Genomic DNA, 15623 nt, shown 5'->3' with positions numbered 1-15623 from the left:
ACCCCGAGGCCGACGCTGCCGCAGCCGCTGCTCGAGGCCCCGATGGCGCTGGCGGCGACGGACAGCGTGAGCCCCGACGACCTGGTGCTCAACGACGCGATCTACTGCGAGCGCCGCGGCCAGACCTGCGCGGTGCGCCACCACGCAGCACACCGCCGGGCCCGGTTTCCCGAGCGACGACACGACGAGGTGCTCGTCTTCATGCACTCCGACAGCGCCGCGCAGCCCGAGGCAGCGCCCCACACAGGCGGTGAGTCACGCCGCTTCAGCGGCGTCGCCTGTCGCGTGGGCAGCCCGGTACGAGGCGGATGGGGCAGCTATCGGATGCGCCGCGCCTCGAGATAGAAGCGCTTCTCGTCGGCCTCGCCCATCGAGAAGCTCTTGCGCGGCAGGGGACCGTGGCGCGCCACGCGGCCGATCAACTCGCTCTTGCCCAGCGTGGCCAGATGCAGCCCGGCGCAGTTCTTCTCGCTCGCCAGCTGCGCCAGTGCGTCGTCGCCGTGCACATAGTCCACCTCGCGTGCACCTCCCTGGGCCAGCAGCGCATCCACGAAGCCCTGGAAGGTGGCCACGTCCAGCTGCGCGGCGGGTGCATCCGCCACCACCACCAGCGCATGACGACCACCCGGCTGCACCAGCCCGGCGGCATGCTGGCTGCGCGGCAGTGCCGCAAGCGCGGTGCGCATCGCCGCCGCATCGGGCTGCTCCAGGATGCGCAGCCGGGTGCCGAAATGCGCCGAGAGCGCCTCTCGGATGTCGCCGGTCACGCCGATCAGCAGGCGGTGGATGGGCGAGAACTCCAGCGCGGGGTCGTGGATGTTCTCCACCTCCACCAGCGCCCAGCGTGCGGGGTGGTCGGGCCCCGCGGTGGCCTTGATGCGATCCCAGCAGGCCTTGGCGGTGGCCAGCGAGTGGTTGCCGTCGCCCATGGCAAACAGCATGGGCGGCGCGTCGGGCGGCAGGCCGTGCCGCGCAGCGAACGCGGCGCCATGGCCCAGCGCCTGCAGCGCCTGCACCACATCCGCCTGCGCGCCGGCATCCAGCGCCAGGCCAGCCACGCGGCCGCCGCCCAGCATCAGCGGCGTGTCGTACAGCGGCTTCAGGCGCGCACGTTGCGCCACCAGCGGTTCGATGACCGTGCCCTGGGGGTCGTCGATCAGCACGAGGATGTGCGGCAGCTCCAACTCGGCACCCAGGCGCACCTCCACCCGCGGAGCAATGCGTTCGACGATGGTGCCCTCGGTGGGTCGGATCAGGCTGGTCGAGGTGGGTGCATGGTCGTAGTGCTCCAGGTCCAGTTCCATCATCAGCCCGCGGCGCACACGCCCGTCGGGCAGGCTGCGCTCCACCAGCACGGCGCCGGCGTGATCGCGCAGCAGTCCCGCGGCCAGGTAACGCCGCATCGTGGCCTGGATGCGCGCGATGCGGGCGGACTTGTCCGCGCTGGCCAGGAACACCTCGGGAAGGATCAGGTGCAGCGTGGACGGCGCATCGCCCACCTGGCCTGCCACGCGCTCCCAGTAGCCCGGGTCGCTCGTGTACTGGTCGCAGGCGATCACGCTCCAGCGCTGCAGATCGATGTCCGCACGGGGCAGCAAGAGATGCGGGGAGCGGAAGCAGGGGTCAGTGGCCATGGGTGGCGATCATGCCGCACATCAGCGGCGGGGCGATGCCCGCGATGGAGTTGCTGCGACACAGCCTGGCAGCCGATGCCCGCTGTGGGTCGACGGGTGACGGACGTTCGCGAGTGACGGCGACCGGCCGGGCCCGTGTGAGAACGTCCTAGGGATTGGTGTTTGACTCGGCTATTGCATTGCCCGTCGCCGAGGCATCCAGTACGCGAGTCAGCTTTTGCCATCTCGGCGCCTCATTTGCGGCGGCGCCAATGAGCTTCGAAGGCTCAAGCCCCCGCCATTCGCATCGCCTTCAGCGTTCTGGCAATACCCAACACCTGCATGACCCGCATGAGGTTGTAAGCCAGCACGTGCAGGCTCATCTCGGTGTCGACGTGCTCGAGCCCGCGCATGAGGAAGTGCGTCGTCCCCATCCAGTGCTTCAGCGTGCCGAAGACGTGCTCGATGGTGCTGCGTCGCTTCGTCGCAGCGTCATCGCATCGGGCTGCCGGTCGAGCCGGCGCTGCATGGCATCCAGCACGTGCTCGTGCTCCCAGCGCGAGATGCGTCGGTAGTCGCTCGGTGTGCACCGACGCTTCATCGGGCATTCGGGGCAGGCGCTGCTCCAGTAGCGGTGGATCTGCAGTCCGTTCTCTTCTCGTGTGTACCGGTAGATGGCGATCTGCCCTGCAGGACACAGGTATTCGTCGTCCCGCGCGATGTCGATGAAGTCAGCCTTGCCGAAGCGTCCCTCGGCCTTGGCGTTGGAGGTCATTGGCTTGGGCACGAAGGCCTGGATCCCGACGTCATCGCAGGCCTTGATCTCCGGTCCGTTGAAGTAGCCGCGGTTCGCGTAGGCTCGCAATCCGGGCTTGGCCATCGCCTCGCGTGCGGTTAGCGCCATCTTGCTCAGTTGCGCCCGGTCATGTCCGACATTGGTGACCTCGTGCGCGACGATCAGGTGGTGCTTGGCATCGGCCGCGGTCTGCACGTTGTAGCCCACCAGGCCCGTTCCCTTGGCCTGCGACATCATCGAACGGGCATCGGGGTCGGTCAGCGACAGCTGCTCGTCGGGTTGCTGCTTCAGCTTGTCCCGCATCCGATCCATACGGCGCATCTGGGCGCGCAAGGTCGCGATCTTGACCTTCAACTCGCGGCCCGGGGCGCGAACTCCAGCAGCGGCAGGGTGCGATGGGCCGTGTCGAGCGGGGCCAAGTAGGGCCGGATGCTCTCGTCGATCTGCTGTTGGCGCTTGTCGATCTTGGCGGGCGTGAAGTTGCGGTCGCGGCCGTTGACGGCCTTGAATTTGCTGCTGTCGATGGCCACGGTGGCCTGCGTGAACAGATTGAGCTCGCGGCACAGCACGACGAAGCGGCAGCACACGTTGCGGATGCCCGCACCGTTGTCGCGCCGGAAGTCCGCGATGGTCTCGAAGTCCGGGGCCAGACGGCCCGTCAACCACATCAGCTCGACATTGCGCTGGGCTTCGCGTTCCAGGCCTCGGCTGGACTGGATTCGATTCAGGTAGCCATAGACGTAGATCATGAGCAGGACTGCCGGGTGGTACGACGGCCGTCCGGTCTGCGCCGGGGCGGCGCCGTCGAAGCCCAGTGCGCGAAGGTCGAGCTCCTCGACGAAGGCGTCGACCGCGCGCACCGGGTTGTCCTCGGCAATCAAGTCGTCCAGGCACTGCGGCAGCAGCGTCACCTGGCTTCGCTGCTCGCCTTCGACGAATCGACCCATGTGCAACCTCCCGGGCGGAGTTGCTTCAATCTAGGCGATGCGAGGGGAGATTTCACACAGGCTCGGCCACGACCGGGCACTGCTGGAGGGCCAGTTTGGAGTCAGTTCACCACCACATCACCGCGGTCTCGCCGGCATGATCGGCGTAGTACAGGCGCAGGCGCAGCACGTACTTCTTGCCGCGCGACAGGCGCAGCTTCAAGTAAGCGTTGCGGTCCTCACCGCTGTCATCATCGCCGCCGCGGTATTTCATCTCGCCGTTCACGTCCTCGAACAGCACGATCACCACGTCGGAGGTGCCGAAGGTCTTGATCTCATAGTTGCGGCTGCGTGCGGGCAGCAGGCGCAAGTCCACCTGCTGGCCGGCGGCGATGTTGAGCTTGCGCGATTCCAGCAACTTCAACTCCGGGAAGCCGGCCACCGGACCCAGGGCCGGGTAGAGTTGCTTTACATAAGTCTGGTCGCGCGCCGAGAGGCCGCCCGCCGGTTGCAGCGCCTGGGTCCGGAACCTCTCGGGCACCTTGATCAGGCCGGCCTCGAACGGGTAGTGCATCACCGAGTTGGCGTCCCACTCGATGCCCTGCACTTGCGATTCGTCGAGTTTGCGAATGATGTTGAAGAAGGTCTTCTGGCGGCTCCAGCTGTTGGGCGGCTTGGCCAACGCGGCATACACCTTCTCTTCGTCCCACACGATGCCGGCGAACGGGTTCTGGTGCTCGTGCTCGAAGCCCAGCGTGTGGCCGATCTCGTGGATCGGGGTGTCCAGGTCGCCGGTGAGGTTCCAACCGAAGTTCATCGTGCGCTGGTCGGCACCGATGTCCAGGATGGCGCGGCCCACGTACGACCAGGCGCCGTCGCCCTGTTGAAAGTCGATGCGCACCATTGCCTGGTCACGCGAGGCCACCTCCTTGAACGTCAGCCCGATGCCCAGATCGGCCCATGCCTTGAAGGCCTTGCGCACCTGCGCCTTCTGCGTCTCAGCTCCGGCCCAGGGCATGAACTGGGTACTGCCGTCGGCGAATGTGACGTTCTGGCCGTCGGTCGGCTGATCGAAGAAGTAGTAGCTCAGTTCGGTGCCGTTCACCCATTTGTCGCCGATGACATTGATGGCACGTGCGCGGTCGGCGCTCACGCCGGGCCCGAACTCGCGCGGCATGGTGGGGCGGGCGTTGCAGTAGCGGTGGGTGTAGCGCGGTGCCTTGTCTTCGGCGGCGGCCGGAGCCGTCTTCTTTGCAGCGGAGATGCGGGCCATGGCTTGCTCCTTCAACGTGGGGGCCCGCAGCCTAGTCCGATCGGCCCGCGCCACCATCCTTCGATAAGGGGAGCACAGAGCACGATGTTGAGGCATATCAATCAGGTTGCGGGCTGGGATGCGCTGCACCGACAGCGGCCGCGCCAGCGACTGCTGCCCGATGTGCCACGAGGTTCAACCGTCTGCAGCGCCCGGCCACGCGCAGGCGCCCGCGGCGGCGCCCTGGCCTGCATCCCCAGGTGCGTGGGGTCCTCTCGATGACGCTCGCAGGATGGCCGCAGCGATGCTCAGTTCACCGCCGCACTGTCGGGCCTTGTTCCCGGTCGATCGGTGAATGCCCGCCTGCTTCGCGCGACTGGTACGTAGCAGCGTGGCCCACGACAAGGGGCGAGCGGACCGGCGGCGCGCCGGACCTGCAGGCGCCTGGTGCTGACAGGGTGATGGCGGGCACAATGAGCCGATGCGATGACATGCAGCCAAGCGCGTAGCCGGCACACGGTGCAGTCCCGCGGCCCACTGACCCACAACTCATCTTCAGAGACATGCGGCTCGCCACCTGGAACGTCAACTCCCTCGCCGTACGGCTGCCGCAGTTGCTCGACTGGCTCGTCGCCAACCCGGTCGACACCATCGTGCTGCAGGAGACCAAGCTCACGGACGACAAGTTTCCGCAGGCCGAACTCGAAGCAGCCGGCTACCGTGCGCAGTGGTTCGGGCAGAAGACCTACAACGGCGTGGCCTTGCTCAGCCGTCGCCAGGCCGCCGACACGGTACGCAACATTCCGGGCTTCGACGACGACCAGGCCCGTGTGATCGCCGCGACGGTGGACGGCCTGCGTGTGATCGGCGCCTACTTTCCCAACGGCCAGGCACCGGCCACCGACAAGTTCGCCTACAAGATGCGCTGGCTCGACGCGTTGCGCGCCTGGCTGGCCCGCGAACTCGTCGTCCATCCGCAGCTCGTTCTGCTGGGTGACTTCAACATCGCACCGGAGGACCGTGACGTCTACGACCCGGTCGCCTGGGCCGGACAGATCCACTGCACGCCCGAGGAGCGCGAGCAGTTCCGCTCGCTCGTCGCGCTCGGGCTGCACGATGCCTTCCGCCTCTTCGAGCAGCCGCCGAAGAGCTGGAGCTGGTGGGACTACCGCAACCTCGCGTTCCGCAAGAACCAGGGTCTGCGCATCGACCACATCCTCGTCAGCGACGCGCTCAGGCCGAAGGTCAGCGCCTGCTCGATCGACAAGCTGCCGCGCAAGAACGAACGGCCGAGCGATCACGCGCCCGTGACCGTCGAGTTGTCCGACTGATCCGGGGCCGAGCGACCGGTGGGGGACTAGTCGTCCAGGCCGAGTTCCTGGATCTTGCGCGTGATCGTGTTTCGGCCGATGCCCAGCTTCTGCGCCGCCTCAATGCGCCGGCCGCGCGTGATGTCCAGGGCTGTGTGGATCATGCGCGCCTCAAACTTGCGCGTCAGCGCGTCCCACACCTCGGGCGAGCCGGCCCTCAGCAACTGACGAGCCTCTTGCTCGAGGCCGGCGAGCCAGTCGCTGCCTGCGGCGACCGCGATGGGCGGGGCGGGCTCCGGCAGCGCCGGCGCCGCGGACGCCACGGCCGGCTCTGCGGCCACCACCGCAACCGGCGCGGACGCAGATGGTGCGGCTTCGCCCATCAGTTCGGGCGGCAAGTCCTTGGGTTCGATCACCTGCGCCGGAGCCATCACCGTCAACCAGTGGCAGATGTTCTCGAGCTGGCGCACGTTGCCGGGGAAGTCGAACCTCATCAGCCTGGCCAGCGCCGCATCGGTGATGCGTTTGGCTTCCACGCCCAGTTCGCGCGCGCTCTTCTGCAGGAAGAAGCGGGCCAGCGCAGGCACGTCCTCACGACGCTCGCGCAAGGCCGGCAGGCGCAGCCGGATCACGTTGAGGCGGTGGAACAGGTCCTCGCGGAACACGCCCTGCTTGACGCGGTCCTCCAGGTTCTGGTGCGTCGCGGCGATCACGCGCACATTGGCGCGCATCGGGTTGTGCCCGCCGACACGGTAGAACTGGCCGTCCGACAGCACGCGCAGCAGCCTCGTCTGCAGATCGAAAGGCATGTCGCCGATCTCGTCGAGGAACAGCGTGCCGCCGTCGGCCTGCTCGAAGCGACCGCGACGGGTGGTCTGCGCGCCGGTGAAGGCACCACGTTCGTGGCCGAACAGCTCGGACTCGAGCAGGTCTTTCGGGATGGCCGCGGTGTTGATGGCAACGAAGGGGCCGCTGGCGCGCGGGCTGTGCTTGTGCAACGCATGGGCGACGAGCTCCTTGCCGGTGCCCGACTCGCCGGTGATCAGCACGGTGACCACGCTCTGGCTGAGCCGGCCGATGGCGCGGAACACGTCCTGCATCGCCGGCGCCTGGCCGAGCATCTCGGGCATCTGCGACTGCGCCGCGTCGCGCACTTCCTCCCGCAGGCTCTCGTCGACGGCGCGGCGGATCAACTCGACCGCCTTGGGCACGTCGAAGGGCTTGGGCAGGTACTCGAAGGCGCCGCCCTGGAAGGCGCTCACCGCGCTGTCGAGGTCGGAGTAGGCGGTCATGATGATGACCGGCAGGCCGGGGTGGCGCTCCTTGACCTTGGTGAGCAGCTCGATGCCCGAGCCGCCGGGCATGCGGATGTCGGACACCAGCACTTGCGGCTCCTCGTCCTCCATCGCGGCGAGCACGTCCCGCGGATTGGTGAAGCTGCGCACCGCGAGTTCCTCGCGCGCCAGCGCCTTCTCCAGCACGAAGCGGATGGATTGGTCGTCGTCAACGATCCAGATGGGTTTCATGCCCTGCCTGTGGTGGCCACCCTCTGCCGCTTCGTCGCGGCGGCTCAGGGCAGCGGTATCACGATCTTGAACAGCGTCCTGCCCGGTTCGCTCTCGCATTCGATCGTGCCGTGGTGCTGCTGCACGAAGGTCTGCGCGAGCGTGAGTCCAAGCCCCGAGCCCCCTTCGCGCCCGGACACCAGCGGGTAGAAGATGTGCTCTCGGATGGACTCCGGCACGCCCGGGCCGTTGTCCTCGATATGCAATTCCAGTGCCAGACGATAACGCTGCTTGCCCAGGGTGACCTGCCGCGCGATGCGCGTGCGCAGGATGATCATGGCGTCCCCGGCAACGATGCGCTCGGCCAGCGCCTGTGCGGCGTTGTGAGCGATGTTGAGCACCGCCTGAATGAGTTGCTCGCGGTCGCCCCGGAAGTCCGGAATCGACACGTCGTAGTCGCGCTCGACCTGCAGCCCCTTCGGGAACTCCGCCATGATCAGAGAACGAACGCGCTCGCAGACCTCGTGGATGTTGACGTCGCTGACCACGTGCGGCTTGCGGTGCGGTGCGAGCAGGCGGTCGACCAGCGCCTGCAGCCGGTCGGCCTCGTTGATGATGACCTGCGTGTACTCGGTCAGCGCGCGGCTCTCGACTTCCATCTCGAGCAGCTGCGCCGCACCCCGGATGCCGCCCAGCGGGTTCTTGATCTCGTGGGCGAGATTGCGGATCAGTTCCTTGTTCGCACGGGCCTGGCCGAGTGCGCGCTCCTCGCGATCCTGTCGCGTCTGCTGCTCGATCTCCACCAGCTCGAGCAGCAGGTGCGACGTGCCGTCCATCTGATTGACGATCGCGTGCACCGGCAGCGCATCGGCGGCGCCATGCGCGGGGCGGCGCAACAGTGCCTCCATGCGGCTGGTGGAGAACTCGTTGCGCGCCACCGCCGCCACGGTCTCGCGCAGCATGTCCGCATCGACGAACCAGTCGAACAGCGAACCGCGCTGCACGCTTCGGCGCGACAGGCCGAGCACGTTCTCGAAGGAGGCATTGGCGAAGATGCAGTGCCCCTCCGGCGAGACCACCGCGACCATGGTCGCGAGGTGGTCGAAGGCGGCGTACGGTGCCGCGTCGTCGGCATGGGCGAGCGGCGCAGCAAGTTTCACGATGGCGGCAGCTTGGCCAGCTCACGCTTGAGCGCGGCGACGTCGCTCTCCTTGCGCGCGATCGCGGACTTCATCTCGGCGACGCGGTCGAGATACTTCTGATAGTTGCGCTCGTCGCCCCGCCGCTCGGGCTCGCCGTTGTTGTATTCCTTGCGCATCTGCTCGAGTTGCTCTTCTTCCTTCTTCAGTTCGGACTCGAGGATGCGGCGGGCATCGCCGTCGCGGGCACGCTGCTGCGCCGGATCGACCTTGGCATCGGCCGGGCGCTGGTTGCTGGCAGCGGCAGGCACGGGTGACGCAGTGCGCGGCCGCGCACCCTGGATCACGGTGATCGGCACCCCTTCCAGCACCTTGCAGCCTTTGGCCTCCGCTTCCTTCGCGCTGATGTCGGCACTGCTCGTGTACACGTTGCCCGGGCAGCGGTAGACGGTGGTGCCTTGCGCCGCGGCCGATGCCGGCCACAGCGCGGGTACAGCCAGCAGGGCCAGGAGGCTGGAACGGATTCGGTGCATGCGTGGAACTCCTTGCCTGCCCAACGCCGCAAAGGGAACCGCGGCCGACAGGGGTCGTGGGGCAATTGTCGCCCAGGGTCGGTGCATCGAAAGCAGAGAGAAGTTCCAGAAAAAAGGGACGGCCAAGGCCGTCCCTTCTGCGCCGCGTGAAAACCTCACAGGGCGTAGTACATGTCGAACTCCACCGGGTGGGTGGTCATGCGGAAGCGCGTCACTTCCTGCATCTTCAGCTCGATGTAGGCGTCGAGGTAGGCGTCGGTGAACACGCCGCCCTTGGTCAGGAAGGCACGGTCCTTGTCGAGGTAGTCCAGCGCCTGGTCCAGGCTGTGGCACACGGTCGGGATCTTCGCGTCCTCTTCCGGCGGCAGGTGGTACAGGTCCTTGGTGGCGGCCTCGCCGGGGTGGATCTTGTTTTCCACGCCGTCCAGGCCGGCCATCAGCAACGCGCTGAAGGCCAGGTACGGGTTGGCGGTGGGATCCGGGAAGCGCGCCTCGATGCGGCGGCCCTTCGGGTTCGCGACGTACGGAATGCGAATCGAGGCCGAGCGGTTCTTGGCCGAGTAGGCCAGCTTCACGGGAGCCTCGAAGCCGGGCACCAGCCGCTTGTAGCTGTTCGTGCCGGGGTTGGTGATCGCGTTCAGCGCACGGGCGTGCTTGATGATGCCGCCGATGTAGAACAGCGCGAACTCCGACAGGCCGGCATAACCGTCGCCGGCGAAGAGGTTCTTGCCGTCCTTCCACACCGACTGGTGCACGTGCATGCCCGAGCCGTTGTCGCCGACGATGGGCTTGGGCATGAAGGTCGCCGTCTTGCCGTAGGCAGCCGCGACGTTCTGGATCACGTACTTCTGCAGCTGGAGCCAGTCGGCGCGCTGCACCAGCGTGCTGAACTTGGTGCCGATCTCCATCTGACCGGCGTTGGCCACTTCGTGGTGGTGAACTTCGACCGGGATGCCCAGTGACTCGAGGATCAGGCACATCTCCGAGCGCAGGTCCTGGCCGCTGTCGACCGGCGGCACCGGGAAGTAGCCGCCCTTGACGCCCGGGCGATAGCCGCTGTTGCCATGCTCGTAGTCCTTGCCCGTGTTCCAGGCCCCTTCCTCGGACTCGATCTTCACGAAGCATCCCGACATGTCGACCTGCCAGCGCACGCTGTCGAAGACGAAGAACTCGGGCTCGGGGCCGAAGTAGGCGGCATCACCCAGACCGGAGGACTTCATGTAGGCCTCGGCGCGCTTGGCCAGCGAGCGCGGGTCTCGCTCGTAGGGCTTGCCGTCGCTGGGCTCGAGCACGTCGCAGGTGAGGATCAGCGTCGGCTCCTCGTAGAACGGGTCGATGTTGGCGGTGTTCGGGTCCGGCATCAGCAGCATGTCGGAAGCCTCGATACCCTTCCAGCCGGCGATCGAGGAACCGTCGAAGGCGTGACCCGAGCTGAACTTGTCTTCGTCGAAGGCGGAGACAGGCACGGACACGTGCTGCTCCTTGCCGCGGGTATCGGTGAAGCGGAAGTCGACGAACTTGACCTCGTTCTCCTTCACCATCTTCATCACGTCGGCGACGGTCTTGGCCATCAAAGATCTCCTGGCAGTCTGCTTGTGGGATTGGTCGAGTATTCGGGTCGGAACCCTGCGAGATGGGCGCGGGGCCCGAAAAGCGCACAGGAATGTAGCAGAAGGCATGCCAACGACCTCCGCCACGCCCCGTGGTCGGTCCTGTAGGCATGCACCACGCCGGCGGAGGGGAAGACCCATTCCGGTGCCATCAGACGCACTGGCTTGGTGCGGTCCTTGCCGAAATCAACGCACCAACTCAGGGCCGAGTTGCGCGCCATGGGCGGCCAAACCGCCGAGCAGTTCGGCGTAGGCCGCATCGAGGGCTTGCTCGGCCCCCTTCACGCCCAACTCGATGTGGCGGCCCCACTGCGGATGGTCGACGCTGGGCAGGCTGAACACCTTGATGCCGGGGAAGCGCGCCTCGATTGCCAACATCAGCGGCGTCAGCGTCGCCTCCATCGTGCCGAACACGATCACCGACTTCTCGCGCGTGGCCACGCGCCGATGCGCCTTCGCGCAGTGGGTGTCGAGCACCCACTCGATCATCGGCCAGGCCATCACCGGGAAGCCCGGCACGAAGAAGACGCCGCCCTCGCCCCCACCGGGGTGCAGACTGAAGCCGGCGATCTTGTTGTATGGATTGGGAATGAGGCGCGCGCCCTCTGGGAACACGCCCATGTTGAGCCGGTGCACGTTGTCGGGCCGGTCCGGCTCGTAGGGCAGACCCTGCTCGCGCGCGATGTCCTGCATGCGCTCGCGGATCAGTTCGGCAGCCTGAGCATGCAGCGCGAGCGGTGCGCCCAGCGCACGGCTGGCGCACTGGCGCGTGTGGTCGTCCGGCGTCGCGCCGATGCCGCCGCAGGAGAACACCACGTCGCCCCGCTCGGCCTCGGCGAACGCGTCGCGCAGGTCGGCGGTGATGCGCCCGGGGTCGTCGCCCACGTAGCGTGCCCAGGCCAGGCCGAGTCCACGCGCCTCGAGCAGTTCGATGATCTTGGGCAGGTGTTTGTCGGCGCGTTTGCCGGAGAGGATCTCGTCCCCGATGATGATCAGACCGAAGTTCATGGCGGAGGCAGCATCTCCATGGCGGGCGAAGGCGCCGGCGCGGGGGCGATGGCTTCAGCGCGCAGCCTCTCCAGCGCGGCGAGCGCGAAATGTGCGAACCACAGCGCCGCGAAGGCGAACACCAGGGTGTAGATCCAGATCGCCACCGGCACCAGCACCGGCGCCAGCGCGACGAACATGACGCCCGAGGCCCATACCAGGCTGGGCGCCGCGCCCAGGTAGCCGGCCAGCACGCCCATGCCCAGCAGCATGGGTCGGTAGCGTCGCACGATCTCGTGGCGTTCCGCTCGGCTGGCGTGCTCGGAAAGCACGTCGTAGATCAGCACACGATAGGTGAGCCAACCCCAGATCAGCGGTGGGATCACCAGCACCAGCGGCGGCACCAGCCACAGGGGCAACGAGATCAGCATCGCCAACAGGGCCACCACGGAGGCGCCCAGCGCGCCCAGCGTGCCGGTCCACCACGAGCCGCCATGGCGCAGTTCCAGCGCCGGAAAGCGCCGCTCGGCCACCAGGTGCAGCATCGACGGCGTCATCAGCACGGCGACGCACAGCAGTGACACGACCACGATCACCGGCGTGGCGAGGAAGACGACGATCAGCGGTGCGAGCGCCGATTTGAGCCCGCCCAGGTCGAAGCGCTCCAGCCAGGTGAAGAAAGAAGTGACCAGCGACCAGCTCTCGAGCGTCGCGTTGACCGCGTCGATGGACCGGTCCCAGAACAGGTAGCCCAGCCCCAGCGCCGCCACCACCATCAGCACCAGCGGCAGCACCGACAGTGCGATGACGCGCGGGTGCAGACAGTAGGCGGCGGCACGCCAGAAGGAGTCGATGAGCAGGCGCATGCGGTCGAGGATAGCCCAGCGTCCTGGCGCGCATCCCGCGCCGTCGCCGGGAGGGCGATCTACTCGTCGTCGCCGCCGAGCACGCCGCCGAGCAGGCCCCCGGCGCCAAATCCGCCGAGCACCGAACCCTCGCCGCGCCCACCGCCACCGGTCTGCGGCGCTGCCGCGAAGACGCGCGAGGCCAAGCGGGAAAACGGCAGGCTCTGCAGCCACACCGTGCCCGGACCGCTCACCTTGGCGAAGAACAGGCCCTCGCCGCCGAACAGCGCGGTCTTGATCTTGCCGACATACTGGATCTCGAAGTTGACCTCCGGTGTCATCGCCACCATGCAGCCGGTGTCGACCATCAACGTCTGGCCGGCCTGCAGTTCGCGCCGCACCACGGTGCCACCGGCGTGCACGAAGGCCAGGCCGTTGCCCTCCAGCTTCTGCATGATGAAGCCTTCGCCACCGAAGAAGCCGACCGACAGCTTCTGCTGGAAGTGGATGCCCAGCGAGACGCCGCGCGCGGCGCACAGGAAGGCATCCTTCTGGCAGATCAGCGTGCCGCCGAGCTGGCGCAGGTCCATCGGCAGGATCTTGCCCGGGTACGGCGCGGCGAAGGCCACGCGCTGCTTGCCGGGCGACTGGTTGGTGTAGACGGTGGTGAACAGCGACTCTCCCGTCACCAGCCGCTTGCCGGCCCCGAGCAGCTTGCCGAAGAAGCCGCCCTGCTGCGGGCCGCCATCGCCGAACACCGTGTCCATCTGGATGCCAGCGTCCATGAACATCAGGCTGCCGGCCTCGCCGACCGCCGCCTCGCCGTGATCCAGTTCGACCTCGACGAACTGCATCTCCGAACCCCTGATCTCGAAATCCACCACGTCCATGGCCATGTTCTGCCTCTCCTCGATGTGAGCCACCCGAAAAATGGGCGAGATGCTACCGACTCCGGCCAATCCCTAGCTTTACCCCCCCAAAGAGTTAACCCACGCATCAGGCAGACGCGCCAGAATTCGACCGGTCCGTCGTGCGACATGAACCTGCACCTGCCCACCCTGCTGACTGTCTGCGTCGCCGCGGTGGCCACTTCGGCCACCGTGATGACGCTGTATGGCAGCACGCAGCGCACCTACCGCGGCTTCGGCTGGTGGGTGCTGGCGCAATGGCTGCTGGCGCTGGGCTGCCTGCTGCAGTTGTTCCGCGGGGTCACGCCCGGAGTGCTGCCGCTGGCCAATCTGCTGCTGCTGCAGTGGCCGGTGGTCGTGCTCGCCGGCATGCGCCACTTCTGCCTGCGACGCCCGAGCCGGGTGCCATCGACGATGGACTGGTTGCTGCTCGCGCTGGCCTACCTCGTCTGGCTGGCCACCTGGGCGGCGCAGGCCTCGCTGGCGGCGCGCGTGGCCGCCTTCGCCGGCGGCGCCTGCGCGCTGCACGCCTACAGCGCCGCGATGGTCTGGCGCATGGCAGAGACGCGCCGCAGCGTGGCGATGAAGCTGCTGGTCGTGATCGACCTCGCGGCCGCGGCGGTCCAGTTGGCGCGCCTGGCGCTCGCTCTGATCGGCCGCGGCGAGAGCGCGGCCGCCCAGGAGGTGCTGCTGGCCAGCGGGTTGGTCGTGGTGGCCTCGTCGCTGGTCATGGTCTACCTGGCGCTGATGCTGACGAACGAGCGCAACGAGACCAACCTGCGTGCCTTGCACCGCAAGCTGCGCTACCTCGCCGACATCGACATGCTCACCCGCGTGCCGAACCGCCGGCACTTCCACGAGCTGGCCGGCCAGGCCCTGGCCGCAGGCCCTGTGCAGCCCTGTGCGCTGATGATGTTCGACATCGACCACTTCAAGCGCATCAACGACCTGCTCGGCCACGCCAGCGGTGACGAGGCGCTGCGCCAGGTGGCCCGCTGTGTGCGCGACTCGCTGCGCGCGCCCGACGTGGCCGGCCGACTGGGCGGCGACGAGTTCGCGGTGCTGCTGCCCGACACGGGCGTGGACGACGCCATGACCGTCGCGGCACGCATCGTCGCGCGCCTGGGCGATCGCCAGGTGGCGCCGAGTCTCGCGCCGCTGAGCCTGAGCTTCGGCGTGGTGCAACTGCATCCCGGCGAATCCCTCGACGACGCGCTGCGGCGCGCGGACCAGGCGCTCTACGAGGCCAAGCGGCAAGGCCGCAGCCGCGCCGTGCCGGCCTTCGGCATGGAGGCCCAGCCGGAGTTCGGTGAAAGCCGCTCGCTCGGCCTGACCAGCCTCTGAATCCCCACCTGGCCGGGACGATAGACTGGCGCATGCCCGAGTCCGCGACCCTGCCCGCGCCTGCCGACGAACGTCCGCGCCCCGGCGACAGCTACGTCCAGTCCTTCGCGCGCGGCCTGGCCGTGATCCGCTCCTTCGATGCCAGGGCGCCGCAGCAGACGCTCACCGAGGTGGCGCAGCGTGCCGGCCTGACGCGCGCCGGCGCGCGTCGCATCCTGCTCACGCTGGAAGGTCTGGGTTACGTGCGCAGCCAAGGGCGCCAGTTCAGCCTGACACCGAAGATCCTCGACCTCGGCTTCGCCTACCTGTCGTCGCAGCCGCTGTGGAATCTGGCCGAACCGGTGATGGAGAGTCTGGTCGAGGACGTGAAGGAATCGTGCTCGGCCGCGGTGCTTGACGGCGCCGACATCGTCTACGTGCTGCGCGTGCCGACCCACAAGATCATGAGCATCAATCTCGGCATCGGCAGCCGGCTGCCGGCAGCATGCACATCGATGGGGCGCACGCTGCTGGCGGAGCTGGACGAGGCGACCCTCGACGCGCTGCTGGCACGCCACCCGCTGCAGGCGCACACCGCCAGGACGATCACCGACCCGGACGCGCTGAAGGCGGAGCTGGCGCGGGTTCGCCGGCAGGGCTGGTGCGTCGTCGACCAGGAACTCGAAGAGGGCCTGGTGTCGCTGTCGGTGCCGATCCGCGACCGCGCCGGCCGCGCCATCGCGGCCATGAACGTCAGCGGCCAGGCGGCGCGCACCTCAGCGGACAGCATGGTCGAGCAGTTCTTGCCGCGTTTGCGGTCGGCAGCGGCGCAGATCTCGCAAATGCTGCAGATGAAGCCCTGAACGCAGATCCGCG

The 15623-nt window shown here is 67.7% G+C and carries 13 protein-coding genes and 1 pseudogene; 4 read left to right on the top strand and 10 right to left on the bottom strand.

What is annotated here, in order from left to right; genetic code table 11:
- The first annotated feature begins 42 nt into the window (after nt 1–42).
- Nucleotides 43–345, top strand: coding sequence for a hypothetical protein (locus Q0599_RS19275; RefSeq protein WP_298833067.1), 303 nt, complete (start codon nt 43–45; stop codon nt 343–345).
- Here the strand turns inward: Q0599_RS19275 and Q0599_RS19270 are convergent.
- The 3 genes and pseudogenes from Q0599_RS19270 to Q0599_RS19260 all read right to left on the bottom strand — a co-directional run bounded on the left by Q0599_RS19270 (nt 318) and on the right by Q0599_RS19260 (nt 4737).
- Nucleotides 318–1634 (bottom strand): DUF1015 domain-containing protein, encoded by a 1317-nt coding sequence (locus Q0599_RS19270; protein ID WP_298833064.1) that lies wholly within the window; start codon nt 1632–1634, stop codon nt 318–320. The genes Q0599_RS19275 and Q0599_RS19270 overlap by 28 nt on opposite strands.
- A 266-nt stretch (nt 1635–1900) precedes the next feature.
- A pseudogene (locus Q0599_RS19265) lies at nt 1901–3356 on the bottom strand (IS1182 family transposase).
- A 106-nt stretch (nt 3357–3462) separates the two neighbouring features.
- Complete coding sequence (locus Q0599_RS19260; RefSeq protein WP_298833061.1) at nt 3463–4737, bottom strand: M12 family metallopeptidase; 1275 nt, start codon at nt 4735–4737, stop codon at nt 3463–3465.
- Nucleotides 4738–5150: 413 nt separating this feature from the next.
- Between Q0599_RS19260 and Q0599_RS19255 the strand changes: the two genes are divergently transcribed.
- A complete protein-coding gene (locus Q0599_RS19255; RefSeq protein ID WP_298833058.1) occupies nt 5151–5918 on the top strand; it encodes an exodeoxyribonuclease III in 768 nt (255 codons plus the stop codon).
- Between the two features lie 26 nt (nt 5919–5944).
- Here Q0599_RS19255 and ntrC read toward each other — a convergent pair whose 3' ends face one another.
- From ntrC to Q0599_RS19220, 7 genes are all read right to left on the bottom strand, one after another.
- On the bottom strand, nt 5945–7423 hold the full coding sequence (ntrC, locus tag Q0599_RS19250; RefSeq protein WP_298833055.1) for a nitrogen regulation protein NR(I): 1479 nt from the start codon (nt 7421–7423) through the stop codon (nt 5945–5947).
- A gap of 44 nt (nt 7424–7467) precedes the next feature.
- Nucleotides 7468–8562 carry a nitrogen regulation protein NR(II) gene (gene glnL / locus Q0599_RS19245; RefSeq protein ID WP_298833052.1) on the bottom strand — a complete coding sequence of 365 codons (1095 nt, stop codon included), beginning with the start codon at nt 8560–8562 and terminating at the stop codon, nt 7468–7470.
- Entirely contained in the window at nt 8559–9074 is a 516-nt protein-coding gene (locus Q0599_RS19240) for a hypothetical protein (RefSeq protein WP_298833049.1), read from the bottom strand. The genes glnL and Q0599_RS19240 overlap by 4 nt, the downstream gene beginning before the upstream one ends.
- A 155-nt stretch (nt 9075–9229) precedes the next feature.
- A complete protein-coding gene (gene glnA, locus Q0599_RS19235) occupies nt 9230–10645 on the bottom strand; it encodes a type I glutamate--ammonia ligase (protein ID WP_298833046.1) in 1416 nt (471 codons plus the stop codon).
- A gap of 225 nt (nt 10646–10870) precedes the next feature.
- Nucleotides 10871–11692: a molybdopterin-binding protein gene (locus tag Q0599_RS19230; RefSeq protein WP_298833043.1), complete on the bottom strand. Its 822-nt coding sequence runs from the start codon at nt 11690–11692 to the stop codon at nt 10871–10873.
- Nucleotides 11689–12537 carry an EI24 domain-containing protein gene (locus tag Q0599_RS19225; protein ID WP_298833040.1) on the bottom strand — a complete coding sequence of 283 codons (849 nt, stop codon included), beginning with the start codon at nt 12535–12537 and terminating at the stop codon, nt 11689–11691. Before Q0599_RS19225 ends, Q0599_RS19230 begins: the two co-directional genes overlap by 4 nt.
- A 59-nt stretch (nt 12538–12596) precedes the next feature.
- The gene (locus Q0599_RS19220; RefSeq protein ID WP_298833037.1) at nt 12597–13412 is read right to left on the bottom strand and encodes a TIGR00266 family protein; all 816 of its coding nucleotides are present in this window, start codon (nt 13410–13412) and stop codon (nt 12597–12599) included.
- Nucleotides 13413–13553: 141 nt separating this feature from the next.
- On the opposite strand from Q0599_RS19220, the gene Q0599_RS19215 reads away from it, so the two are divergent.
- Entirely contained in the window at nt 13554–14768 is a 1215-nt protein-coding gene (locus Q0599_RS19215; RefSeq protein WP_298833035.1) for a GGDEF domain-containing protein, read from the top strand.
- 20 nt (nt 14769–14788) lie between these two features.
- Nucleotides 14789–15610: an IclR family transcriptional regulator gene (locus Q0599_RS19210; protein ID WP_298833312.1), complete on the top strand. Its 822-nt coding sequence runs from the start codon at nt 14789–14791 to the stop codon at nt 15608–15610.
- Nucleotides 15611–15623: the final 13 nt, after the last annotated feature.

The sequence above is a fragment of the uncultured Piscinibacter sp. genome (assembly GCF_937952055.1).
Lineage (GTDB): Bacteria > Pseudomonadota > Gammaproteobacteria > Burkholderiales > Burkholderiaceae_C > Piscinibacter.
This window is presented reverse-complemented; position numbering and strand designations above follow the sequence as displayed.